General features: G+C 45.8%; 25 protein-coding genes. 18 read left to right on the forward strand and 7 right to left on the reverse strand.

Annotated elements, in window-relative coordinates; genetic code table 11:
• Positions 1-142: 142 nt before the first annotated feature.
• Positions 143-1,390 (reverse strand): S-layer homology domain-containing protein, encoded by a 1,248-nt coding sequence (locus HP399_RS13515; protein ID WP_173617481.1) that lies wholly within the window; start codon positions 1,388-1,390, stop codon positions 143-145.
• Between the two features lie 154 nt (positions 1,391-1,544).
• Here HP399_RS13515 and HP399_RS13520 point away from each other — a divergent pair, with 154 nt between their 5' ends.
• The 8 genes from HP399_RS13520 to HP399_RS13555 all read left to right on the forward strand — a co-directional run bounded on the left by HP399_RS13520 (position 1,545) and on the right by HP399_RS13555 (position 12,749).
• Positions 1,545-2,216 (forward strand): HAD family hydrolase, encoded by a 672-nt coding sequence (locus HP399_RS13520; protein ID WP_173617482.1) that lies wholly within the window; start codon positions 1,545-1,547, stop codon positions 2,214-2,216.
• 315 nt (positions 2,217-2,531) lie between these two features.
• Positions 2,532-4,043 carry a tRNA (N6-isopentenyl adenosine(37)-C2)-methylthiotransferase MiaB gene (miaB, locus tag HP399_RS13525; RefSeq protein ID WP_173617520.1) on the forward strand — a complete coding sequence of 504 codons (1,512 nt, stop codon included), beginning with the start codon at positions 2,532-2,534 and terminating at the stop codon, positions 4,041-4,043.
• 6 nt (positions 4,044-4,049) lie between these two features.
• A complete protein-coding gene (locus tag HP399_RS13530; RefSeq protein WP_007719127.1) occupies positions 4,050-4,493 on the forward strand; it encodes a YlbF/YmcA family competence regulator in 444 nt (147 codons plus the stop codon).
• A gap of 136 nt (positions 4,494-4,629) precedes the next feature.
• A complete protein-coding gene (cotE, locus tag HP399_RS13535) occupies positions 4,630-5,190 on the forward strand; it encodes an outer spore coat protein CotE (RefSeq protein ID WP_173617483.1) in 561 nt (186 codons plus the stop codon).
• 110 nt (positions 5,191-5,300) lie between these two features.
• Positions 5,301-6,590, forward strand: a complete 1,290-nt coding sequence (locus HP399_RS13540; protein WP_173617484.1) for a putative amidoligase domain-containing protein — start codon at positions 5,301-5,303, stop codon at positions 6,588-6,590.
• Between the two features lie 88 nt (positions 6,591-6,678).
• Positions 6,679-9,267, forward strand: a complete 2,589-nt coding sequence (gene mutS, locus HP399_RS13545; protein ID WP_173617485.1) for a DNA mismatch repair protein MutS — start codon at positions 6,679-6,681, stop codon at positions 9,265-9,267.
• 24 nt (positions 9,268-9,291) lie between these two features.
• Complete coding sequence (mutL, locus tag HP399_RS13550) at positions 9,292-11,322, forward strand: DNA mismatch repair endonuclease MutL (protein WP_173617486.1); 2,031 nt, start codon at positions 9,292-9,294, stop codon at positions 11,320-11,322.
• A gap of 521 nt (positions 11,323-11,843) precedes the next feature.
• On the forward strand, positions 11,844-12,749 hold the full coding sequence (locus HP399_RS13555) for an exosporium leader peptide (RefSeq protein ID WP_173617487.1): 906 nt from the start codon (positions 11,844-11,846) through the stop codon (positions 12,747-12,749).
• Between the two features lie 31 nt (positions 12,750-12,780).
• Here the strand turns inward: HP399_RS13555 and HP399_RS13560 are convergent, their stop codons facing one another.
• A complete protein-coding gene (locus HP399_RS13560; protein ID WP_173617488.1) occupies positions 12,781-13,122 on the reverse strand; it encodes a hypothetical protein in 342 nt (113 codons plus the stop codon).
• A 189-nt stretch (positions 13,123-13,311) separates the two neighbouring features.
• On the opposite strand from HP399_RS13560, the gene HP399_RS13565 reads away from it, so the two are divergent.
• The 6 genes from HP399_RS13565 (at position 13,312) to HP399_RS13590 (ending at position 18,231) form a co-directional block, all read left to right on the forward strand.
• Positions 13,312-14,508, forward strand: coding sequence for an alpha-amylase family protein (locus HP399_RS13565; RefSeq protein ID WP_173617489.1), 1,197 nt, complete (start codon positions 13,312-13,314; stop codon positions 14,506-14,508).
• A 285-nt stretch (positions 14,509-14,793) separates the two neighbouring features.
• Positions 14,794-15,579 (forward strand): class I SAM-dependent methyltransferase, encoded by a 786-nt coding sequence (locus tag HP399_RS13570; RefSeq protein ID WP_173617490.1) that lies wholly within the window; start codon positions 14,794-14,796, stop codon positions 15,577-15,579.
• On the forward strand, positions 15,576-16,535 hold the full coding sequence (gene miaA, locus HP399_RS13575; RefSeq protein ID WP_173617491.1) for a tRNA (adenosine(37)-N6)-dimethylallyltransferase MiaA: 960 nt from the start codon (positions 15,576-15,578) through the stop codon (positions 16,533-16,535). Before HP399_RS13570 ends, miaA begins: the two co-directional genes overlap by 4 nt.
• Positions 16,536-16,564: 29 nt before the next feature.
• Complete coding sequence (gene hfq, locus HP399_RS13580) at positions 16,565-16,804, forward strand: RNA chaperone Hfq (RefSeq protein ID WP_007719110.1); 240 nt, start codon at positions 16,565-16,567, stop codon at positions 16,802-16,804.
• A gap of 291 nt (positions 16,805-17,095) precedes the next feature.
• A complete protein-coding gene (locus HP399_RS13585) occupies positions 17,096-17,368 on the forward strand; it encodes a helix-turn-helix domain-containing protein (protein WP_228088556.1) in 273 nt (90 codons plus the stop codon).
• Between the two features lie 41 nt (positions 17,369-17,409).
• Positions 17,410-18,231 carry an IS3 family transposase gene (locus HP399_RS13590; RefSeq protein ID WP_255654190.1) on the forward strand — a complete coding sequence of 274 codons (822 nt, stop codon included), beginning with the start codon at positions 17,410-17,412 and terminating at the stop codon, positions 18,229-18,231.
• Positions 18,232-18,298: 67 nt separating this feature from the next.
• Here HP399_RS13590 and HP399_RS13595 read toward each other — a convergent pair whose 3' ends face one another.
• From HP399_RS13595 to HP399_RS13605, 3 genes are all read right to left on the reverse strand, one after another.
• Positions 18,299-18,730: a VOC family protein gene (locus tag HP399_RS13595; protein WP_173621400.1), complete on the reverse strand. Its 432-nt coding sequence runs from the start codon at positions 18,728-18,730 to the stop codon at positions 18,299-18,301.
• Positions 18,731-18,842: 112 nt separating this feature from the next.
• Positions 18,843-20,075 carry a multidrug effflux MFS transporter gene (locus HP399_RS13600; RefSeq protein WP_173621401.1) on the reverse strand — a complete coding sequence of 411 codons (1,233 nt, stop codon included), beginning with the start codon at positions 20,073-20,075 and terminating at the stop codon, positions 18,843-18,845.
• Positions 20,076-20,122: 47 nt separating this feature from the next.
• Positions 20,123-20,590, reverse strand: a complete 468-nt coding sequence (locus HP399_RS13605) for a MarR family winged helix-turn-helix transcriptional regulator (RefSeq protein ID WP_217367962.1) — start codon at positions 20,588-20,590, stop codon at positions 20,123-20,125.
• Between the two features lie 200 nt (positions 20,591-20,790).
• On the opposite strand from HP399_RS13605, the gene infC reads away from it, so the two are divergent.
• Both infC and HP399_RS13615 read left to right on the forward strand, forming a co-directional pair.
• Positions 20,791-21,276 carry a translation initiation factor IF-3 gene (gene infC, locus HP399_RS13610; protein WP_173621402.1) on the forward strand — a complete coding sequence of 162 codons (486 nt, stop codon included), beginning with the start codon at positions 20,791-20,793 and terminating at the stop codon, positions 21,274-21,276.
• Between the two features lie 21 nt (positions 21,277-21,297).
• Positions 21,298-22,050, forward strand: a complete 753-nt coding sequence (locus HP399_RS13615) for a DUF4184 family protein (RefSeq protein ID WP_173621403.1) — start codon at positions 21,298-21,300, stop codon at positions 22,048-22,050.
• 30 nt (positions 22,051-22,080) lie between these two features.
• On the opposite strand, the gene HP399_RS13620 is transcribed toward HP399_RS13615, so the two are convergent.
• Positions 22,081-23,031 (reverse strand): AAA family ATPase, encoded by a 951-nt coding sequence (locus HP399_RS13620; RefSeq protein ID WP_173621404.1) that lies wholly within the window; start codon positions 23,029-23,031, stop codon positions 22,081-22,083.
• A 207-nt stretch (positions 23,032-23,238) separates the two neighbouring features.
• On the opposite strand from HP399_RS13620, the gene HP399_RS13625 reads away from it, so the two are divergent.
• Positions 23,239-23,466, forward strand: coding sequence for a hypothetical protein (locus HP399_RS13625; protein ID WP_173621405.1), 228 nt, complete (start codon positions 23,239-23,241; stop codon positions 23,464-23,466).
• A 50-nt stretch (positions 23,467-23,516) separates the two neighbouring features.
• Here the strand turns inward: HP399_RS13625 and HP399_RS13630 are convergent, their stop codons facing one another.
• The gene (locus tag HP399_RS13630; RefSeq protein ID WP_173621406.1) at positions 23,517-24,113 is read right to left on the reverse strand and encodes a hypothetical protein; all 597 of its coding nucleotides are present in this window, start codon (positions 24,111-24,113) and stop codon (positions 23,517-23,519) included.
• 179 nt (positions 24,114-24,292) lie between these two features.
• Here HP399_RS13630 and HP399_RS13635 point away from each other — a divergent pair, with 179 nt between their 5' ends.
• A complete protein-coding gene (locus tag HP399_RS13635; RefSeq protein WP_173621407.1) occupies positions 24,293-24,544 on the forward strand; it encodes a hypothetical protein in 252 nt (83 codons plus the stop codon).
• Positions 24,545-24,578 lie beyond the last annotated feature (34 nt).

Consider the following 24,578-nt stretch of genomic DNA (forward strand, 5'->3'; position numbering starts at 1 on the left):
AATAGCTACCATTATAACATCTGAAATGCGTTTATTTCTACGTTTTCGCTATCTTTTTTCCATTTGGTAGAACATGCATGTCAAGTAGAGTGAAAAAATACCCGACAGGCCAAGATAGCTTGTCGGGTATTCATATGGTTCTTTATTTGGTCTCCTTGAAGGAGAAATTGTCCAGATAGGTCGTTTTGCGAGGCGCGTTTTCAGTTGCCTCTTCTTGCAGGTACAGACCGAGCTTTGTGCCTTCTTGTTTCACATACTGTTGACCGAACAAGTATTGATCGTTCAGGTAAATGGAAACAGTGTTCTCGTTAACTTCTACTTTTAAGCGATTGCTGGATTTCAGCTTGTAGGAGCTAGAAGTAATGATGTCAATATCGTCTTCTTCGACATCATTCACTTTACCTAAAACAACGCGATCTTTTTGGACGAATACAACATTGGCTTTTCCGTCTTTGCCGTTGAAGTAAAGGCCTCCTAAACCTTCACTGCCAACGACATTGACATCAACGCTCAATTCGTATTTCTTAACTTTGTCAGACTCATTCCAATTAAGTGGCAGGAAGTAGTGATCTAGATCATCGTCATCGGATTCCGCTGTCACTTGTTTGCTAGCGACCTCCCAGTTTCCTGTCGCTTTGTCTGTATCCCAGTTTTTCAATTTGGAATCAGAGAAGGAGTCGCTGATATTGAGTCGCTCTGGTTCTGGCTGAGGCTGTGGTTGACCAGGGGTAGGGAATACAATTTTGATCTCATCATCATCGTCACGATCCAAAATAGCACGATAGAGCAGAGAAGCAGCTTCCGCACGAGTAATCGGATCTTGTGGACGGAAATTGCCATTGTATCCTTTCATCAGATCAGTTTGGATCGCGATCGCAATATACGGACGTAGAGCTGACGAAATATCGTCGTAATCACGGAACTTTTTCAATTGATTCAGGTCGGCTTTGTACTTTTGATCGTAGCCCAACAGGCGTACCAATGCGACAGCAATGTCTTCACGTACTGCAGCTTGATCTGGCTTATACGTGTAGGTGGAGCCGGATTTGTAACCAGTCAAGTAAGGCTTGGCGTATTCCACATACAGAAATGCCCAGTGATGACGCGGTACATCCTTAAAGGTTTGGTCGACGTAGCGTTTGTTTATATCTACATCTGCTGCTGCGATCATAATCTTGGCAAATTCGGCGCGGGTAACTTCATTGTTCGGTCTAAATGTCCGATTGTCGTACCCTTTGATGATCCCTTTTGCCGCCATCTCCGTAATTTCCTTGTATGCCCAATGGCTACGTGGAACGTCTGAGAACGAAGGAGTGGAAGCGGCACCGACGACTGGGATAACCGTTAAGAACATCAACACCGACAAAAATACGGCTAGTGCTCTTTTCATGTTAACCTCCTCATAATGGCAATGTAGTTTTTGTTGACTGCTATTCAGACGGAGAGTGGGCTTGTATTGTTGCAGGAGAAAAAAATATTATGGTGAAAATAGGAAAAAAGACGGAGTTTCAAAAAATTTGGCAGGTAAGGAGGAGCATGTACCAATGGTAAGGGCATGCTTGTTTGACTTGGATGGAACGCTTTTGGATCGGGAACGGTCGTTGGATGCATTTTTGGCACGACAATATAAACGTACACGGCCGCTCCAGAAAAGAATGTCACTGAATGCGTTCATGTCCCGTTTTCATGAGCTGGACCAGCGTGGGTATGTGTGGAAAGACGTTGTCTATCAGACCATCGTGGAAGAGTCAACGATCGAAGAGGTTACTTCTGTATTTTTATTAGAAGAATACGTACAGCTATTCTGGCAGGACTGTCTGGCATTTACAGGCGTAGTTGAAACACTTCAGATTTTACGCCAATCGGGTATGAAGCTAGGGATCATTACGAATGGACACAGTGAGTTTCAAATGAAAAACTTGAATGCGATTGGAATTGAAGCATTTTTTCATGCCATTTTGATTTCGGAGCGGGAAGGGGTGTCCAAGCCAGAGTCAATCATATTTGAAAGAGCGCTGGACCGGATGGGAGTGAAAGCGAGTGAAGCGGTATATGTGGGGGATCACCCGGTTAACGATGTACAAGGTGCGCGTGCGGTAGGGATGAAGGCAGTTTGGAAGCGGGACATGTTTTGGGGGGATAACGTGGAGGCAGACGCTATCATCGATGAAATTCCCCAACTGATCACGATCCTAGGAGAGTGGCGAGAAAAATAGAGGAATCTCCATCAGCAAACGTACAAACGAGAAGGTTCAGGCGAACATAACAACCGAATCTGCCGTATCAATATGTTTTTTCTCTTGCGAAATCAAGCGATTTGCGTGCGCCGATAATGTCTTTCTTTGCGAGCATCTCACCAAACAACCACATCCTCTTGCCGGGAATACCCAGAGATGATCGGAACGGTCACTCGCCGTTTCGTACATATTTTGCCTCATAATGGTTATTATGCATTAGCTTTTGTATCACCCAAAATGATATAATTCTTTATTGGTTACTTATGTAGATGATTTTAGCTGAGGTGATACATGATGAAGGAAACGAAAGAGGCGACTGTGGACTTAAAATCCGATAAGTCTCCAAAGAAAACGGAAGACTATGCGAAATACTTCCAGGCCCCCTCTCTGAAAGATGCGAAAAAGCGTGGTAAGGAAGAGATTTTAGTCCATTACGATTTTAATATCCCAGAAGACATGCAGAACATCGGAAAAGGAAAGCGTTATCATGTTCGTACGTATGGCTGCCAAATGAACGAGCATGATTCGGAGACGATTTCTGGTATCTTGCAGGCAATGGGCTATACCTCCTCTGACTCTGTCGAAGATGCGGATGTCATCCTATTTAACACCTGTGCGATCCGCGAAAATGCAGAGGATAAAGTATTTGGAGAGCTTGGCCACATGAAGCGGCTCAAGAATAACAATCCGAATCTGATCCTCGGTGTTTGCGGCTGTATGTCCCAAGAAGAGAAAGTCGTCAAGAAAATCCTGAAAAGCTACCAGCAGGTTGACTTGATTTTTGGAACGCACAATATTCACCGATTGCCAGAACTGTTGCGCGATGCGATGTTCAGCAAAGAAATGGTGATTGAGGTTTGGTCCAAAGAAGGCGATATCGTCGAAAATATGCCGAAGCTCCGCGAAGGAAACACCAAGGGCTGGGTTAACATCATGTACGGCTGTGACAAATTCTGTACGTACTGTATCGTGCCGTATACCCGCGGAAAAGAGCGCAGTCGACGCCCGGAAGATGTTATCGCAGAAGTGCGTGATCTCGCTCGCCAAGGCTTTAAGGAAATCATGCTTCTTGGACAAAACGTCAATGCGTATGGGAAAGATTTTGAGGATATCGAGTATGGTTTTGGAGACCTGATGGACGAGGTCCGCAAGATTGATATCCCGCGCGTGCGCTTCACGACAAGTCATCCGCGTGATTTTGACGACCACTTGATCGAGGTGCTGGCAAAGGGCGGCAACCTGGTGGAGCAAATCCATTTGCCTGTTCAATCCGGATCGACAGAAGTACTCAAGCGGATGGCGCGCAAATATTCGCGTGAGCATTATCTGGAGCTCGTTCGCAAAATCAAGGACGCGATCCCGAATGTCTCACTTTCTACCGATATTATTGTTGGCTTCCCAGGCGAAACCGATGAGCAGTTTGAAGATACCATTTCGATGGTGGAAGAGGTTAAGTATGAATTTGCGTATACCTTCATTTATTCCCCACGTGAAGGTACACCGGCCGCTGTCATGGAAGACAACGTTCCAATGGAAGTGAAAAAAGCGCGCTTATATCGACTCAATGAAGTGCTGGCTCGCATCGCACTGGAGCAGAACAAAAAACTGCAGGATCAGGTTGTCGAGGTACTGGTGGAAGGAGAATCGAGGACGAATGCGGAAGTGCTTGCGGGACGTACGCGTACGAACAAGCTGGTCCATTTCACCGGCGACAAATCCTTGATCGGACAGTATGTGCACATAAAAATTACAGATGCGAAAACGTGGACACTCCACGGAGAACTCGTATCCAAAGTTGAGGTGTAGGTCATAATGGAACAAACAAACGTGTATACCCAGAATGAAATTCTTGAGAAAGCTCGCGAACTTGCAGCTATGATCGCGCGTACGAATGAAGTCGATTTCTTCAAACGTGCCGAACTGCAAATCAAGCACAATGAACGTGTGCAAGATTTAATTGATACATTAAAGCAGAAGCAAAAGCAAATGGTGATGTTTGAATCCATCAACAAGCCGGAACTGGTGAAAAAAGTGGAAGGCGAGTACAACCAATTGCATGAGGAGCTGGATTCCATTCCAATCGTTACGGAATTCAAGCAATCGCAGGTCGATGTGAACGATCTTTTGCAAATGGTCACGAACGTGATCACGAACACCGTTTCGGAGCGTATTATTTTGGATACAGGCGGAAACCCATTGACCGGAGAGACAGGTGGCGGGCCTGAAAAGAAAAAATCTGGCGGTTGCTGCTCCTAATTCTTGATAAAAAGCCTTCCCGGCGCTGTTTTGATGAATACCCAACAACTTTCCCAAATATAAGGTGGTTGTTTGCACGCTAGTCGAATGCCCTGCATACAAATGTACAGAAACGTTGTATGGAGGAGGTAACGAAATGTCGGGTATAGACAAAGATCTACAGTGCCGGGAACTTATCGCGAAAGCAGTCTGCGGCAAAGGCCATAAATTTTCTATTACCACCCACACCATCATACCGTCGCAAACTCCTTCGACGATCCTCGGATGCTGGATTATAAACACGAACTTCCAAGCAGAGAAAGTCGGAGATGCCGTTGAAGTATCTGGTACGTATGACGTCAACCTGTGGTTTTCGTTTGCTAATAACACGCAAACCGAAGTCAAGCGGGAAACTGTTCAGTTCTCCGTACTCGTACCGCTTACGTTCTTCGACAAGAACTGCAGAGGCGATCTGGAAATCGTTGCACGCGCCGTGGAGCAACCGAAGTGCATAAAAGCGGAGTTAAGTGGTGGTGGCACAATCACAGTCAGAGTTGAAAGTGAATATGCAGTAGAGGTCATTGGGGAAACAAAGGTGTGCGTTGTTGTCTGCAATAGTTGTGATGAAAAAGAGTTTCATCTGAGTGACGACTTTGAAGATAACAGTGACGAGTTTGATGACTTTGATTCCGCTACGCTACTCGACGAGCTCGACTAAAGAGGAGAAATTATCTCCTCTTTTTTCTTTTTTTCGGATATGTACCATTCACACTTTTTTCTGGGCGCAGTCATAAGATAACGAGAGAATAGCGGGGGAGTGTGGAAGGCATGATTCTACGCACAAAGGCGAGTCAGCGAGCTAACAAGCAGGAAGCGCCAGCAACACAACCGATGACGGCCAACGCTAAAGAAGTCGTAGCTTATTTGCATCGTCCAGAAATCGGGCGCTGGTTGGTCCGGCAAGGGAGAATACCTGTAACGACAGGAAAAGCAGCGCGACCGGGCTGGCGGACATATAGGATCTGCCTTTACCAAGACTATGTACTGGATATCGCCAGGAGCGAGGAGCAATCACAATGGCTGCTGCACCGGATGGAGGAGCCCGAATGGTATTCCGTCTCCTTGCCTTCCACCGAAACGGAGGTTCAGGTGGTGCAAGGGATAGCTGCTCGAAGTTTGTATGCCGCCGGAGCCGATGCGGGTCAAGTGACGATCATGGCTGCTTCTCCCCATCGTCTTAAGGTCGTCGAGGTGGAACCAAATTGGCCAGCCAAGCATGCTGACGAATATATGCAGCGGACTCGAGACTGGTGGGAAGGTCGGATACGCAAACAGCCGCAAAAGCTGCAAAGCATGGGGGCTGATCCCGAGTTTGCTTTACGCAAGCCTACAGGAGAGATGGCACTTGCTTCTGACTTCCTGAGTATTAATGGCACGGTTGGGTGTGATACGACACGCTATCGGGAAGAATTAGGTCTTCATCAGCACCCAGTTGCGGAGTTGAGACCTGCGCCATCGGAGGACCCTGATCAATTATTTATGCATATCTACGATAATCTGGCACTCGCATCCCAAAAAATAGGGAATTCGTCTATCGAATGGCTCGCTGGCGGAATGCCGTTTCAAGGTTACCCAATCGGTGGTCATATTCATTTTGGCGGGCTTACCCCTACTTTTTCTCTTCGGCGAAAGTTGGATGCGTACTTGGCTCTTCCCCTTGTTCTGATTGAGGATGCAGGTTGTATGAGCCGGAGAGAGCGATATGGATTTTTGGGGGATGTAAGGGAGAAGGAATATGGATTCGAATATCGTACACTCCCCAGCTGGCTGGTTGATCCCCTTGTCACTCGAGGTATTCTTCATTTGGCCCATTTGGTTGCAACCAATCACGAGAAGCTACAAGCGACGCCTCATCTAAAGCTCCCACTCATCAAAGCGTACTACCAGGGCGAAAAAGAAAAGCTCCTGCCGTACGTTGTCCAAGTCTGGCAAGAATTAAAGGAGCTACCAGGCTATACGCTGTCACGAATTCATTTGGATCAATACTTTTCTTTTTTAATCGAAAGCCAATCGTGGAAAACGGATGAAGACCTTCGCAAGACATGGAAGCTACTATAAACAGATCTACCATCGGATGCAGGGTCAACATTACCGTACAATCATGATATAATAGCGACGAGAATTAGTAGGCTAGGAGAAGAAAACCATGGCTCAATATACCCCGATGATTCAACAGTATCTGGCTATCAAAAAAGATTATCCGGATACTTTCTTATTTTTTCGCTTAGGCGATTTTTATGAACTGTTTTTTGATGACGCCATTCTTGCGTCCCGTGAGCTGGAAATTACACTGACGGGACGTGAGGGTGGTGGTTCTGAGCGCATACCAATGTGTGGTGTTCCACATCATGCGGCAGATGGCTATATTGCAGAGCTACTGAGAAAAGGACATAAAGTAGCCGTTTGCGAGCAAGTCGAAGATCCAAAAGAAGCCAAAGGGGTCGTTCGCAGGGAAGTTACACGCGTCATTACCCCGGGAACGATGATGGAAGGCAAATGGCTGACGGATAAGGAAAACAATTACATGGCAGCGTTGGCCCAAGTAGAGGGGCGAACGGGTGTTGCTGCGTGTGATATGAGTACAGGCGAGATGTACGTGACGTCCTTGGTGGGACAGGCAGAGGCATTTCTGGATGAAGCCTTGCAATACCGCCCCAAGGAGCTCGTCTTTTTTGGCCTCGCTGTTTTGCCGAAGACAGCACTGCCATCTACTGTCGTGGATGCGCACCAACTGGACGCATTTGCGGTGGATAGTCAATATGCGGAGCAGGCAAAAGGGCTGGATATGTCCATGCGAGCGGCGGTCAATGCTCTCTTGTTCTACATAGGGACGACGCAAAAACGCAGTCTTGCCCATATGCGACTGTTAAAGCAGTACGATGCAAAGCAGTATCTACAAATGGACGGCTTTTCCAGACGTAATTTGGAATTGACAGAGACCATTCGCGATAAGACGAAAAAAGGCTCTCTGTTGTGGCTGTTGGATCGGACTCAAACCGCAATGGGTGGTCGTCTCTTGCGCAGATGGATTGAGCGTCCGTTGCTCAGTCGCGATCAGTTGGAGGCACGTCTGAGCGCTGTGGAAGCCTTGAAGGGTGACATGCTGCTTCGCTCCGATTTGCGGACTTGCTTGGATCGTGTCTATGATTTGGAGCGTCTGGCGGGCCGAATTTCCTACGGGAATGCGAACGCACGAGATCTCATTCAGCTGCGAATGTCTTTGGAAGCCGTACCAGAGCTGAAGCAGTATATGATCCAAACGAATACGCCGGTATTGATGGAACTGGCGCAAGGGATGGATGAGTGCACGGATATCGTCAACTATTTGGCTCATGCGCTCGTGGATGATCCCCCGATATCGGTTCGTGAAGGCGGAATGATTCGGACGGGATATGATGAGTACCTGGACAAGCTCCATACGGCAAGTCGTGAAGGGAAGACATGGATTGCACAATTGGAGCAGGGTGAACGAGAAGCGACAGGGATTCGTTCACTCAAAGTTGGCTTCAATAAGGTGTTTGGCTATTACATCGAAATATCGAAGTCCAATATCGCAAACGTTCCATCTGGGCGGTATGAGCGCAAGCAAACATTGGCCAATGCAGAGCGGTACATCACACCAGAGCTGAAGGAACGCGAAGCGCTCATTCTTGAAGCGGAAGAAAAGATGATTGAGCTGGAATACCAACTGTTCGTGGCTGTAAGAAGTGAAGTTGCGAAGCATATACCAAGATTGCAGAACCTCGCAGAGCGCATTGCATCTGTGGATGTTCTCCAGGCGTTTGCTACGGTAAGTGACGAGCGGGGCTTTATACGCCCTGAGCTTGTGGAAAACGGCGAATACGTCATTACAGAAGGGCGTCACCCAGTAGTAGAAGCCGTTCTGGAACGCGAAAAATACGTGGCAAATGACGTGGAGATGGATCAGACGAACCGTCAAGTTTTGCTCATTACGGGTCCAAATATGGCAGGTAAGAGTACGTACATGAGACAGATCGCCTTGATTACGGTGATGGCACAGATCGGTTGCTTCGTTCCGGCTAAACAGGCCAAGCTGGCGATTGTCGATCAGATCTTTACTCGGATTGGGGCAGCTGACGACCTGGTAGGTGGACACAGTACGTTTATGGTGGAAATGCTGGAGACCAGACACGCCTTGCAAAAAGCGACAGCGAAGAGCTTGATCCTGCTCGATGAAATTGGCCGCGGGACTTCGACGTACGATGGAATGGCGCTCGCACAAGCGGTCATTGAGTACATTTGCCAAAAAATCGGTGCCAAAACACTCTTCTCGACGCACTACCATGAGTTGACCGGGCTAGCAGAGACGTTGAGTGGTGTCGTGAATGTCAACGCTCGATGCGAAGAACGGGAAGGAAAGCTCCTGTTCCTTCACAAGATTGAAGAAGGACGAGCAGATAAAAGTTATGGAATCCATGTGGCTGAACTGGCTGAAATGCCGACCTGGGTCATTGAACGGGCGCGCAGTATCTTAACTGGGCTTGAAGCGAATGGAAATGCAGGGAATGGAAATGCAGCGAGTGACATGCAAATGTCGCTCGAAACGCTATGGACGGCACCAGTTGCTGCGGTGCGTGAAGAACCGATGCAGTTTACGTCGGCGGAGGAAGACTCGATTATGGCTGAACTGCGCGAGCTGGATTTGAATTCAACGACGCCAATGGACGCCATGATGAAGCTATATGCATGGAAACAGCAATTGAAAAAGCGATAGGGTTCGTCCGGAGGGGAGGCACTCATGGGAACCATTCAAGTTTTAGATGAGCATCTCGCCAATATGATTGCTGCAGGGGAAGTAGTGGAAAGACCAGCTTCGGTTGTCAAAGAGCTGGTCGAAAATGCAATTGATGCCAGTGCAACGACCATCGAGATCCACGTAGAGGAAGGCGGTCTGGAGATGATTCGGATCGTTGACAATGGGAAAGGGATGGATCGGGAAGATTGCCAGCTGGCTTTTGAGCGCCATGCCACCAGTAAAATCAGCAATGCGCGTGATTTGTTCCGCATTCGTACACTGGGATTTCGTGGCGAGGCACTGCCGAGTATTGCGGCAGTCTCGCGCATGGAGCTGACGAGCAGTACGTCCAGTAGTGAGGTAGGTACGCATCTCTTGATGGAAGGTGGGCAGCTCGGAACGATTTCCGATAAAGCCGCTGTAAAAGGGACGGAAGTATGTGTACGCAGTTTGTTTTTCAACACACCTGCTCGCTTGAAATACATGAAGTCGATCGCTACGGAAGTCGGACACATTTCCGATTATGTGAATCGGCTTGCACTTACGCATCCATCAATCTCCTTTCTGCTGACTCATAACGGCAAGACACTTTTGCAAACGTCTGGCGACGGAAAGCTGCTGCACGTCATGGCGGCTATCTACGGTGTGCAAGTAGCGAAGCTGTTGCTACCAATTGCAGGGGAGACCCTCGACTATAAGTGGTCTGGTTTTCTTTCGAAGACGGAAGTGACAAGGGCGAATCGCTCTTACCTTTCGACACTGGTAAACGGTCGGTACGTGCGAAGCTATTCAATCAACAATGCGATTATGCGCGGTTATCATACATTGTTACCCATCGGCCGCTATCCGATTGTGGCTTTGCAGATCGAGATGGATCCGTCACTGGTCGATGTGAACGTACATCCTGCCAAACTAGAGGCGAGATTCAGTAAAGAAGATGAATTGTGCAGTGCAATTGAACAGTCGGTAAAAGAGACATTGCGACAAGGCTTAGGAATTGTCAGACCCATGGTTACGCAACCAAAAGCTAAGGTCGTCACCCAGGTCGTACAACCGCAGTTTGACCTGCAAATCAGCAAGCCTGAAACACCGCAATCGTCACTATTAGCAGCGAGTCCCCGACTCCAGGAATGGATGGCTAAGCAGGAAACGACAAGTAAGCAAGTGGATGTTGTGACGCATACCGCGCCATCCTTTGAGAACGGCACGGTGAAGGAGACTGCAGCCAACTACGAAAAGCTGGAGTCTGCGAAAGTAGAGGCTATCCCGCATGAAATCGTGCAAGCGACTCTGTTGGATCAAACGGACACGAGGGAAGCTTTCCAACCTTACGAGACTAAGCTTCCGTCACAGTTGGACATGGCTCCGGACAATTCAGCCGCAGCAGGTACTGATCAATCACCGCCACTCCCGGATGCTACCAATGAAAATGAGACGGATTCACCTGTTCCTGTTATGTACCCTGTTGGTCAAGTACATGGCACCTACATCGTCGCGCAAAATGACGAAGGCATGTATTTAATCGATCAACATGCCGCGCAGGAGCGGATTTTTTACGAGTATTTCATGGACAAGCTTGCAGAAGAGGGCGTTTCCAGCCAGATCATGCTGTTTCCTCATACGGTGGAGTATACGGCTGCAGAGGCAAGCAAACTGGAAAAGCGACTGTCGCTTTTGCAATCGTTTGGTTTGGAGATTGATGCGTTCGGTGGGCGGACCTTTATCGTTCGCGCTCATCCGCATTGGTTCCCAGAAGGGGCAGAGCTGGAGGTCATTGAGGAGCTCATTCAGTTTGTACTGGAAACGGGCGAAAATACCCAAGCCAATGTCGTGCTGATGCGTGAGAAAGCTGCCATCATGATGTCCTGCAAAGCATCGATTAAAGCGAATCGCTTCCTGACACATGCAGAAATGGAAAGCTTGCTGAATCAGTTGCGCAAGACGAGCAGTCCGTATACGTGCCCACACGGCAGGCCGATTGTGATTCATTTTACTGGTTATGACTTAGAAAAAATGTTTAAGCGTGTGATGTAAACTGTGCCCTCCTGCGGAGAAATCTGGGGAGGGTATTTTTGTGTGACTAATAACAAAAAGAAAACAATTAAGAAAGCAAAAAGACGTCCGAATTAGGACGTCTTTCTGTATTTATCTGTATACCGCATATATGTTGATCACAAATCTTGACTCAGGGCATCAGGCGTAATGAGTAAATTGCCCTGGCTCATGTTAACGATGTTGGATTGAGCAACAGAAGAAGCGACATTGTAAAAGCAAGTGCCCTCCTTTCGGGAATTTTCCTGATTTTTACACCTTGGATGTTGGCTTGCATAGTATAGTGTCGATGTGAAGTCATTATGATGAGGAGTTTTGACATTCCGATGTATAATAATTGCTGGAGACCTCCACCAAGCGGTTGTCAACCCATTTTCCCCCCAAGATGCACTTGTCCCCCTGGTCCTCCTGGTCCCATAGGCCCAACCGGTCCACAAGGTGCTACTGGCCCACCTGGTCCAGGGTGTATAGATCCGCCACCAGTAGCAACTCAGATTGTTTACGTGAATAAGGGCGGGAATGATACAACGGGTGATGGTACGGAATGCAACCCCTTTTTAACTGTGACAAGGGCGATGGCGTTCATTGTAGATGCTTCACCGACAAAACGTTATGCAATTTCTATAGGACCAGGAACCTTCACAGAACCACTTATTCACCTGAAGGCAAATGTCCAATTAATTGGAGCAAGTACATTATTAACCAGACTCGCTATCCCATTTGATATAAATGACCCATCCTGGAATGGAAACCTAAATGTTGATAATCGTGCTGGCTTTGTGGATTTATCGTTATTGACAGCGCCCCTTGATTTTAACTTTACAGCTAATGTAATCACCCCTTCTACGGGTCGATTATTCTTTGTGAGCATCAATTTTACTCCAACACCAGTATTTACAGGAAATAGCACTTTCCTTAGTCAGATTAATATCCGTGACTCCCAGTTATTTGGTGGCTATACGCAGAATGGTGCAAATGTCACAATGTTCGCTTCATATGTTGGAGGTGTTCCTTTACCGTTACCCCAACCCGTCATCACAATAAATTCTATCGTTCCATACGATACTCAAGTACATCTAATTGGTGGAGGGACAGATGGCGATGTAATAGTGAATGTGGCAAATGGAACTGTTCCTATCGATCCATTCGACCTTTTAAGTTTCGCTATAAAAGGCAGTTTGATTGTGAACGGTGTAGCAGGTGTCGTAACTAGAATTAAGGCTACTGTCGACTCGATTCCTATTAGAAGCAGAGTAACATTAATAGGAAATTCAGCGATAGAAAAATTGAATGATGCTGCTGGTTTAGCTTATACCCCTGCCAATCCCGCTGATTGGTCATTGGGACCTGTTCCGACAACAGTTCAAGAAGCATTGGATAGGATTGCTGCCAAGATAGCCCCAGTGTAGATTTCAATGATGAACAAAAAATAAATACCTTTTAAAATTGAACCCTCCGGCAAAGAAAGTTGCTGGAGGGTTTTTGTCGATAAATCTTATCCCATGTTATTAAAATCAGGGGGATTTTACCAGCGAAAAGAGCATCAATTATTGCATTGTCATTAGGCATCGTGTTAAGTGGCTGCAGTACAACGCCAGAGAATAACACGCCAGTTCCATCAGCTACAACTACCTCATCTGCACCAGCCCCAGCTTCTGAACAGAAGACTATGTAAGCCGAGGAAGTGAGTAGAGGTGATTTAGGGCCTGGTGAAATCGACGCTGCATCGGCAGGTGGCATAGGATTTGGCAGGTGGGTGACAACTTTAAAGTTCGCGGACATGCCTCCCAAGATTTTGATCCGAGACATATTTACGCTGTTTACTCACCCAAGTGGTTCTTTTTCTTTTTCAATAAAAAACGGAATAGACGACTATTCCGCCTCTTTGGTTTATTCAGAAAATTTAAAAATCAAGATTGATTTTAGATAAACACTGACTTATGATTACTTGCAAAAAAGAGGTGAAACGAAATGAGTTCATCACGCCAAACGGGGATGTTTATTTATCCGTGGGATATAGCTGAGAGTGGTATCGAAGCTGTGATGCAAACATTGCAAGAAGCCAGGTGCAATACAGCAGTGGTCAATAGCAGTTACCATCAGGGGAGATTTTTTCACCCGCGAAGCAAAACGTTTCGCAGGCTGCCGTTTTCAGGAGTATCGTTTACGCCTGAATGGTCGAAGTACAACCGTTTGCGCCCGACCGTACACGAGCAAATTGCACAAGCAGGCATTCTTGCCAAAATGAAAGAAGCTTGTGAGCAGGCAGGAATGGGGTTTCATACATGGTGGGTTGGCCTTCACAATTCTACGCTTGGTTTGGCTCATCCAGATCTTTGCGTACAAAACATTTGGGGGGATACATACACTTACGCGCTATGTCCTTCGCAGCCTGAGGTTCAGCATTACGCCAAGGCGCTTTTTAGCGATACGCTTGAGCAGGTAGAGCCAGAGCGGATTTTGATCGAAGCGACCGCCTTTTTGCCGATAAAGCATGGCGAGCATCATGAAGTATGCCTCCTGCCGTTAGGAGAGTCACTGCAATGGTTACTCTCGCTTTGTTTTTGTGGGGCGTGTACGGAACGTGCCGAATCAAAGAGAATCGATGTCGGAGCAGTCCAACAGCTTGTATCGAGGCTAGTCAGTCAAATGGTGGAAGCCGATCGTATCTCGCAAGTATCCGCTGAAGCGAGAGAAGTTGCCTTTTTGCTGCTGGAATATCCGGAATTGTATCACTATCAACAATCCCGTCTGGAAGTGGTAGATGGGCTATGGAGGAGCCTGAAGGAAATCGCGCAGAGTAAGGGGACTGCGTTGGATGGCTTTCCGTCCTCGACACCGTTTTTTGTGAATCAGTCCTATTGGGAAGGGGTTTCGTTGCGAAAAGCTGCCGCTACATTGGATCGCCTCGTTCCGCTCGCCTATGGAGACAGTGTCGGTGATGTGGCGTATACCTTTCATGCGATCAAGCTTGTAGCGCCAGAAGCTGCGCTGGGGGCAGCTTTCTCCCTACATCATAGCCAAATCCAGTCAGCAGTCGAGTTGGCAGCGAGGGTGAAAACTGCAGTGGACGCAAGCGCTCAATCGATTATTTATTACAATCTCGGCCTGTTAAATAACCGCAGGCTGGACTGGATCAGACAGGCGAACCTTACCATAGAGGAGTAGATATGCTCATAACAAAAAAGACCCACGGAACTTCGCGGGTCTTTTTTACATGTGTGAAACTGATGGACTGGAAAATCATACTTCAGTCCGACGCGCTTTCATAAAAAATGGTATGATTGTCATAGCAAAGAGGAAAACAGTTTGGTTCAGATTCTATTTGACCGGCAAATTAATCCTGCTTACAATAATATGATCGTTACCGTTTATGTAAAAACCGTCGAGTCGTTTTTCTAGAACAGCAGTTCTTGTCAAAAAGGGCGAAGACGTAAGGAAGGGAACAAAGGCGTGATTGTTACGACAGGACTTGAGCCTGGTGAAGAAACCTTGCGTCACGCAGCCGAATTGGCTAGTACATTGGGGCTACAGGTTGTGAATCGACGCGATTTTTCATTGGGTCAAATGCGCAAGCGATATGGGGTAGAAGAAGTATTGGTGGTTTCCGCTCTCGGAGCACGTTTGGAAGTGCCGGGGAAAAAACCATTCTTTTTTCATCCGAACACATCTGCTTTTCGTATAAAGCGGCTTATGCGCGGCGATACTGATACTATGCTTGTTGCTTGCCAAATTCATCCAGGGGATGAAGTGCTGGATGCAACCTTAGGTTTGGGTGCTGATGCTATTGTATTTTCTCATGCGATTGGCGCAAATGGGAAAGTCGTTGGCATCGAATCTGAGCGATTGTTAGCTATCTTGGTAGAAGATGGACTGCGGCATTGGTCATCCGATGCGGAAGAATTAGAGCAAGCCATGCGCCGTATTGAGGTACGATGTGGCGACCATCTAGAAGTACTGAGAGGACTGCCTACACGTTCCTTCGACGTCGTTTATTTCGATCCCATGTTCGAGATAACTGTACAAAGCTCGTCGGGGATCGCCGGAGTCCGGGAGCTCGCCAATCCAGATGCTCTTTCAGAAGAGGCTGTTTTGGAAGCGCAGCGAGTTGCGAGAAAACGTGTGGTAATGAAAGAAGGAAAAGAAGGTAGGATGTACGAGCGTTTTGGTTTTACGCCGTTTCGCTCCCGTGGCCAGCAGGTCGTGTACAGCTACAAAGAGATAGGTGGAGGGGAGTGACCTTGCAACAGAGAGAAAGGCTAGTCGTGATTATTGGCCCAACAGCGGTTGGCAAGACCCAGCTTAGTTTGGAGCTGGCCGAACAGTTCGACGGTGAGATCATTTCCGGAGATTCCATGCAAGTATACCGTGGAATGGATATTGGCACCGCAAAAGCAGAGCCTGAGGAACTTGCGAGCATACCGCATCACCTCATTGATATTAAAAATCCAGACGAAGAATACTCTGTCGCGATGTTTCAGGAAAGTGCCGCAGCGCTGATTACAGACATCAACCAACGTGGCAAACTTCCGTTTATCGTCGGCGGGACAGGTCTGTACATAGAATCGGTTACCCATCGATTTCAGTTTTCCACCACTTCTCAAGACCCTGAGTTCCGTGATCGTCTGCAAAGATTGGCTGACAGCGAAGGCGTGGAAGCACTGCACGCCAGACTGGCCGGCGTCGATCCGATTACAGCCGAACGCTTGCATCCCAATGATGTAAAGCGGGTGATACGCGCATTGGAGATTTATGAAAGCAGCGGGTACAAAATGTCCGACTTTCAGCTACGGGCGCAGCATTCACCTTATGATTTGGTGATGATCGGTCTCACGATGGACCGCGCAAAGCTGTACGAACGAATCAACCACCGGGTCGAACTCATGATCGAAGCGGGACTGGTTGAGGAAGTGAGGGGGCTCTTAGATGCTGGCTACGACGCGTCACTCGTCTCCATGCAAGGCTTGGGGTACAAGGAGCTCATCCCTTATCTGTATGGAGAAATCACGCTAGAAAAAGCAGTGAACGACATACAGCAGCGAACGCGACATTTTGCAAAACGCCAGCTTTCTTGGTTCCGGCGCATGGCAGAAATTCAATGGTTTGACATGACTGATCCGGCCGAACAGAGGAATAACGTGGAAACTATCAAGCGAATATTGGCAGGAAAGTTTCAACAATTGCCGAATATATAACATACAAGTCCTTTTAGGGGGTAGTGTACATGAAACAGACGATCAACATTCAAGATACGTTCTTGAATCATTTGCGGAAAGAAAACATCGCGGTTACCATTTACCTTGTGAACGGATTTCAATTGCGCGGGTATATTAAAGCATTCGATAATTTCACGATTGTGATTGATAGCGAAGGCAAGCAACAATTAGTATACAAGCATGCGATCTCCACTTTCACTCCGCAACGCCCTGTATCGCTCATGTCTCAAGAGAACAACCAACAGTAAGCAAATCAACACCAACAGCCAGGATACATGTGATCCTGGTTCTTTTTTTATGATCTGGCGCGTGGGGGATGATTGCATTTTCTGCTGTTTGGTACTCTGGCGCATCTTTTTTCATCAGCGCATTTCTCATCAATCAGAGATGGAAATACCTCAATCGAAAAAGTATCAATAAAAAAGCCCTGTCGCCGTTGTGAAGTGCACCCCTTAAAGTAGACATTGGAAAAACCCCTGTGGTTTACCGATGAACTTTAGGGGGTGCATTTTTTTATGGCAGCTAAAGGGCAAAAGTTTATGAGCTATCCAGAAACACTGAAAAGGGAAGCCATACGTTTACATCTTGAGGAAAAATGGACGTATAAACGAATTACAGAACATCTGGGAATTCTGGACAAAGATCGTGTGAGAAAGTGGATGAGAAAGTATAGACAGCTTGGAGAGTTTGGACTCCTAGATCAACGTGGACGTCGGGAGACGTATATTGACCAGGACCGTCATGTTCAAAAATTAAAGCGTGAAAATGAAATCCTAAAAAAGTGTTTGGAAATCTGGGTACGGGAGGTGTAAGGAAGAAATATCACATGGTGGAGACATTGTCTTCAATCTTCATGGTAACTGAGATTTGTAAGGCTTTAGGTGTCTCGAGAAGCGGATATTATAAATACCTCTCCACTAGAAAACAGAACAAGGACAAAGCTTTGAAAGAGAAAATCAACATGATCTATAAGCAAAGGAAAGGAATTTACGGCTACCGCAGAATTCAAGCAGAACTAGTACGCCAGTATGGTTGTAAAGTAAACCATAAAAAAGTGTTACGGTTGATGCAAAATCTGGGGATTAAAGCAGTTATTCGCCGGAAACGTGCCCATATCACCACTTTTCAAGCCATTGTTTCCGATGGACGTGTAGCCGAGAACATGCTAAATCGTAATTTCGTTGCTCAGAGACCAAATCAAAAATGGGTAACTGACGTTACCCAATATCGAATCGGAGATGAACGCATCTATCTCTCAGCAATTAAAGATTTGTGTACGCGCGAAATTGTTGCCTATCATATCAGCTCTCGAAACGACAATGCGCTTGTTCTTCAGACTTTCAAGAAAGCATTTAAAACACAAAAAGACGTGACTGGTGTGATCGTTCACAGCGATCAGGGTCACCAGTACACGTCTCATGCATACCACGACATGCTGCCTACGGTTGGCGCCAAAATCAGCATGTCACGACGAGGCAATTGCCTAGACAACTCCTCGATGGAGAGCTTCTTTTCTCATTTGAAAACCGAAGCTCTATATCCCTATGATATACGAGATGTACAAGATGCTCAAAGAAGAATTGAGGAATATATCCATTTTTACAACGAAGAACGTCTTCAACTGAAATTAAAAAAACTGACGCCTAGTGAATTTAGACGTCAGTTAGCGGCCTAACGGCCAGGGTTTTTCTTACTGTCTACGAAATGGGGTCTTGACCATTGAAGCGAACAGGGCTTTCACATTACTCCATGCAATGATTATTCGTGTAAATTTGGAAAGTGATGCCAAACTTGTCCTTCACATTGCCGTATGCTGGGCTGAAGAACGTTTCTTGCAGAGGCATAAGCACTTGACCGCCTTCTTGCAGGGCATCAAAAATCTTATGAGATTGTTCTTTATCATCGGTCGAGATGCAGATGGTCACTTGATCACCAAGTTGATGCGGTTGTCCTGGAAAGGTATCGGAAAACATCATTTCAGTTTCACCGACGCGAATAGTAGCATGTCCGATACGATTCTTGGCTTCTGCAGGTAATGGGAACTCCGGATTTTCCGGCATTTCACCGAAGGTTTGCTTGAACAGCACTTCAGCACCTAGCGCACCCTCGTAGAAGCTGATTGCTTCATTTGCAGTACCATTCAAAACGATGTAAGGAATCAAACGCAATGCCATGTGTCAACATCTCCCTTGGTTTTCATATGACCAACTTGTCAAAGCCACTTGCTATTATTGCCCATAATGTGATTGTAATGCACAGAACGTATGTTTGCAAGTGGTAAATTGATCAGGACGCTGATGAACTCCGACGAACCATGACTACGTAGCAGACAATGGCGCTGATCGTAGAAAGAGCAATGATGATCCCCATTGGTACTGCGGTATATTCGCCGCTGATTCCCACAAGTGGAGCGACAATTCCGCCGCTGATGAAGGAAAGGAGCCCTTGGAGAGCAGATGCGCTTCCTGCCGCCTTGCTTTGATTTTGCATGGCGAGGGAAAATCCTGTCGCGCCCACGATCCCTACACTGGATACGACAAAGAAGAGGGGAACAAGCACAGCAATAAGACCAGCTTGAAATAGAATCATTGCCAGAAGGAGGATTCCGCCGACTCCCGCAATGGTAATCCCAGCAATGAACAAAGAAGTTTCTCTCACTTTACCTGCAAGCTTACCTGTGATTTGACTCGCAATAATAATGCCTACACCATTAATCGCGAAAATGAGACTAAACGTTTGTGGAGACACTTCAAATATTTTTTGAAACACAAAGGGCGAACCGGCGATGTATGCAAACATGGCAGCAGTCACCAGTCCCTGCGCGATGGCGTACCCCATAAAAACGCGATCCTTCAGCAAGGTACCAAAGGTAGTCAGTGTATTGCCGATTCCCGCCTTGGAGCGGCGCTCTTGTGGTAATGTTTCTGGCAGAGCAAGCAGCACGACTAGGAACATGATAGCGCCAATCAGACCCAGTACGACAAACACGCCGTGCCAGGTAGTAAATTGGAGAATTTGTCCCCCCACGATAGGTGCCGCGATCGGGGCGATTCCGTTAATAAGCATCAAGAGGGCGAAAAACTTCGTGAGTTCTGTCCCTGCGTACAAATCGCGAACGGTAGCGCGGGCGATAACAATTCCCGCAGAACCAGCAAGACCTTGTACGAAGCGAAGCAAGACGAACGTATAAATAGAGGGAGCTATCGCACACAAAAAGGAAGAGACCGCATACAAAATGAGCCCGATAATTAAAGGGATTCTTCGACCGCGTACGTCGCTGATCGGCCCTGCGAATAACTGACCAATGGACAGGCCGAGCATGCATGCTGTCAGACTGAGTTGGGTCATGGAGGTGCTCGTCTGCAAATCATCAGCAAGCATAGGAAGCGCAGGTAAATACATATCTAGGGACAGTGGACCAAAAGCAGAAAGTGACCCTAGAATCGCAGCCATCCACAGCCGGCGTGATTTGTTGCCAGTTAGGGACGAGGAATCAAGTTCTTTTGCTAGATTATTCACGGCAAGTTGTCAAACCTTTCTCATTATTATTCCAGGAAAGAAGCTTTTTACAACTCAGAAGAGGGTTGCGTATTTTGCAAGTAAAAAGCTTGGAGGTTGCTGTGCATGCGATCGAGCAAGCCACGCAACACATCCTTTTCTTCATCAGAAAATCCGATGAAGCAATTTTCCTCAATGACACGTAATACTTCTTTGACATGCTTGGTAGCCATCCGACCTTTGTCGGTAAGATAAACGCGGGAGATACGTTGGTCCCGTTCATCTGCTCTGCGCTCGACAAGTCCCGATTTGGCCATCCGATTAATCATGACGGTAAGCGTAGCAGGCTTTACCCCGATTTTTCGGGCCAATTCTCTTTGAATCATTCCATCTTTTTCAATCAAGCGCATCAACAGAATGGGTTGACCTGGATAGACGTCGTATTTTTGAATCAGAAATTCTACATTTTGCCGATGCATTTTCATTACATGCGACGCAGAATGGGTTAATGCGGTTGCATAACTGAACTCCACCAAAGTACCCCCAATTAATTAGTTTGCTAATGAATATTCTGTTAAAGACGTCCGTAAGTTAATGCCTTGTCCTATTATACAAAAACGATTGATCTTCGTCATGAAAATGATTTGCATTTACGAGCTTTGGAAGGATACGCTGCATTCTTTGGAGAAGTAATGATGTCCTTGAAAATCGAATGAATAGGTTAGGTGAGATCAAGATGATCCTGAATGAAAAAATAAAAGCGGCAGTCGTACAATTAACAGGGGTAGACGGGGAAGATCTCGGAATCATCTCCACAAAAGAAGCGCTTCAAATGGCAAAAGAACAGGGAGTGGACCTGGTATGTCTGTCTTTGGCTTCGAGTCCGCCGCCTTGTCAGTTAGTGAATCGAACGAATTATAAGGAACAGGTCATCAAGGAAAACGCCAAAAACCGAAAAGCAGAAAAAGGCGTAAAAGTAAAAGAAATTCGTTTAAGTGCCTACATCGAAGACCATGATTACGATACGAAAATAAGACAGGCAGAACGAATTCTTTCATCCGGGGATGCCGTGCAGTTGACTGTAAAACTGGAGAAAAAGGAAGGTCAGGAAGCCAAGCGATTAATTGAGCAGCTCATCAAAGATCTGGCTCATTGCGGAAAACAGGATAAAGGGATTCAAGTAAGCGGCAAGCAGGTAGTTGCCAATCTATTGCCACTCTAATGACGAAAAGGGAGTAAGCGCATGCCTTTTACTTTTGCTCATCCGGCTATAGTACTGCCGTTACGCAAATGCAAGTGGTTTTCGTTCTCTGCCCTCGTCTTTGGCAGTATGGCACCGGATTTTGAGTATTTCTTCCGGATGCAGCCATACAGCGTGTACAGTCACACCATGCTCGGATTGTGGCTAGTTGATTTGCCCATCGCGATCCTATTAGCGTTTTTGTACCGGTACGTGGTCAAGAATCCGATGCTTGCGCGTTTGCCGGAGTGGATAGGACGAGGGATGGACAACACAAACCATGGAAGCAGAATGCCAGCATGGCGAGCGGCAATTGTGTTTATATACTCAGCGTTAATCGGCAGTTTGAGCCATATGGCATGGGATGCTTTTACACATGATGGTGGACGTATGGTAGACCACTTCTTGTTCTTGCAACAATCCATCTCGATTGCCCATTATAAGGTGCCTGTTTACAAGCTGCTGCAGCACGGTAGTACCCTTTTCGGTGGCTTGGCCATTTTGTATGTCATTGCGAGAAGGGCGCACAAAAACAGCCAGATCGTTATGAGACAAGTACCTGTCTTGGAAAAATGGATGTTCTGGTTCGGGGTGGGGTTGTTTGGTATCGTGACGGTCGTTTTACACGCATTGCTGGTCAAAGGAATTTCACCCTTCGTCCATCCTTTGCAGCATGTGGTCCCGTTTCTTTCGGGATCTCTGCTTGGAATCGTGGTGCTCTGCTTCGCTTTGGACAGGCTCAGATTGAAAAAGTAAAATCCCTCAATATGAGGGATTTTATTGTTTCTAAATTGAAAAATCCTCAGACTTCAAATTCATTAAATCATCACGGGTTGGGTCAGGAATTTTGAGCAATCTAACGGCTTGCACACGTATTGCCTTTTCAATATTATTTCGTACATATCTTGCATTGCTGAAATTCACATGAAATGGATCACTCGTTACTGTTAGCAGTCTTCTTCTCAGTTTTTCACTTGCTTCAGTAGAGATTCTATACTCCTTGTTCTTTGCCATTACATTTGCAATATCCATCAACTCATCAACCTCATAATCAGCAAAGTTGATGTGGACGGGAAAGCGTGAAGGCAGTCCCGGATTTAACTCAAGGAATGTATCCATTTCATCATTGTACCCTGCAATTATACAGACGAAATCATTGCCAAAGTCCTCAAGGCATTTTGTAAGACAGTCTACAGCCTCTTTTCCAAAATCTTTTTCACCGCCACGAGCTAATGAATAGGCTTCATCGATAAATAGTATTCCTCCCATGGCTTTCTTAACAAGATCACGGGTCTTTTGTGCTGTGTGCCCAATAAATTCACCAACGAGATCTGCACGTTCTACTTCAGTTAGATGACCCTTAGTTAAAACACCCATTTCCTTAAAAATCTTTCCGAAAAGGCGTGCAATTGTTGTTTTCCCAGTACCGGGATTTCCTTTAAAAACCATATGGAAAACTTGCTTCTCAATTTTAAGCCCGTGTCGTTCCCTTGCTTTATTCATTTTGATGAGCGCATAAATTTCATAAATCGTTTTCTTGGCTTCATGTAAGCCAATCAGGCTTTCTAATTCTTCAAAAACAGTTGTTAAATTTGAACTCGACGTAGTACGTACTATTTCAGGTAAAGTATTTGTCTGCTTAACACTTACTGGTCGATTGAATACAACTTGAATTCGATTATTGCTACTTGAAGATTCGAGCACCTCAGTTTGAGGAATGGCTCCTGCTTGCTTCACATGTTTCACCTGCCTTGACCATCATACAGAAAGTATACTCAGGAACATCGGAAAACCTGCCAATTTTTACGCAAGAGATCGAATTGGACAAGTCATTGCATGGATTGTTGTGAGATTGATACAAAGTAAAATTGATGCCGAAACAGTTGACCATATAAATGGAATTAACTAGATAATCAAAAAAGCAATCTTAGAGTGTGTCTTCATATGGAAAACATGAGGGATTGTAAATTACGTGTAGGCACCACTTCTGAGTACAGAGGTGTTGCATCGAAAAAGAAAAATCAAATTTGGGAGGTTCGTATTAAGGACGGGAAAGGTGGCAACAAATATTTGGGGTGTTTTACAAACAAAGTTGCAGCCACTAATTGTTTTAACTATCATGCCCTTCAAGATTTCGGTGAGTTTGAAGCAGAGAAAGAGGTTTTAAAATGATGTTTTTATTAAAATAAGAAAGGCACCTGATAAACAAGTGCCGTGGGAAACTACTTGATTGAATCAAGAAGATCGTCTTCATTAATTGAAGGAAGAGCTTCTGATTCAGAAATACTTTCAAATTGACTATCAACAGATTTCTTAGAATTCAAACCTTTTGAGCTGTCGGATTTATAGAGTTGGTGAGGTGAATTTGGGATCAAGATGTGCTTCTTAAGATCTTCATCGTAACTACCATTTAAGAACAAGAGATATTCACCCTGCTCTAATTCTTGAAATTTCGGTGCTACTATGTCAGCCATTTCTTTACCTCCGCCAGTGTCGAAACCTATAACACGATAAACTTCAACAGTATCACCTTCTGAAATCTTTTGGTCAGTCTCGTTGTTATATACTTTATCTACTTTAGCATCATATACATAAAATACTATTTCAGAAACTTGTTCTTTTCTGTACTCATTCGGTAATTTTGCTTTGATAATCACGTTTGAGTTTTCAACCAACTCGTCAGTTGATTTATATACTTTAGCCAAAGCATTGCTATGAGAGTCTGCGTGTGCTGTTTCCTTGATTTCTTTAAAAGCTAGTGCTGAACCTACCCCAACAACTAAAGCTGCCATTGAAATAATTGTGATTAATTTTTTCATTAACTACACGCCCTTTCAATATTAGTCGTTATAGAGGTTCTTAACTTTTGTCATACCTTGTTGGGCCATCAATGTCCCAGTCAAAGACATCATTATTATCCATTATTGAATCTAGGTTCTGATTTCAGAGGACAAGGAACGAGACCATTGGAGATACTGTGTGTATTTCAGGAAGTCAGATGGGAAAAGTGAAATGCGGCACTCTGGAATCTACCAATTGGAGAGGGAATATAGTAAGCTCAAATGGAGAAACACAATACTTCACAAACATGAGACAAGCTAGTTATTCTGAAATAAGCGGAGATAGTAGTGAGCCTATATTTTATGGGGGAACAGCAATCGGTGTTCATCGTGCTGATACAGGAGGTTATACTCATATCAGTAAAATAGAAGATTCTTTCAACCTTGATGCAATTTTTATTGAAAATTAAATTGAAATCTAGGTTCTCATGAGAAAAATTCTTT

It is taken from the genome of Brevibacillus sp. DP1.3A (genome assembly GCF_013284245.2).
GTDB lineage: Bacteria > Bacillota > Bacilli > Brevibacillales > Brevibacillaceae > Brevibacillus.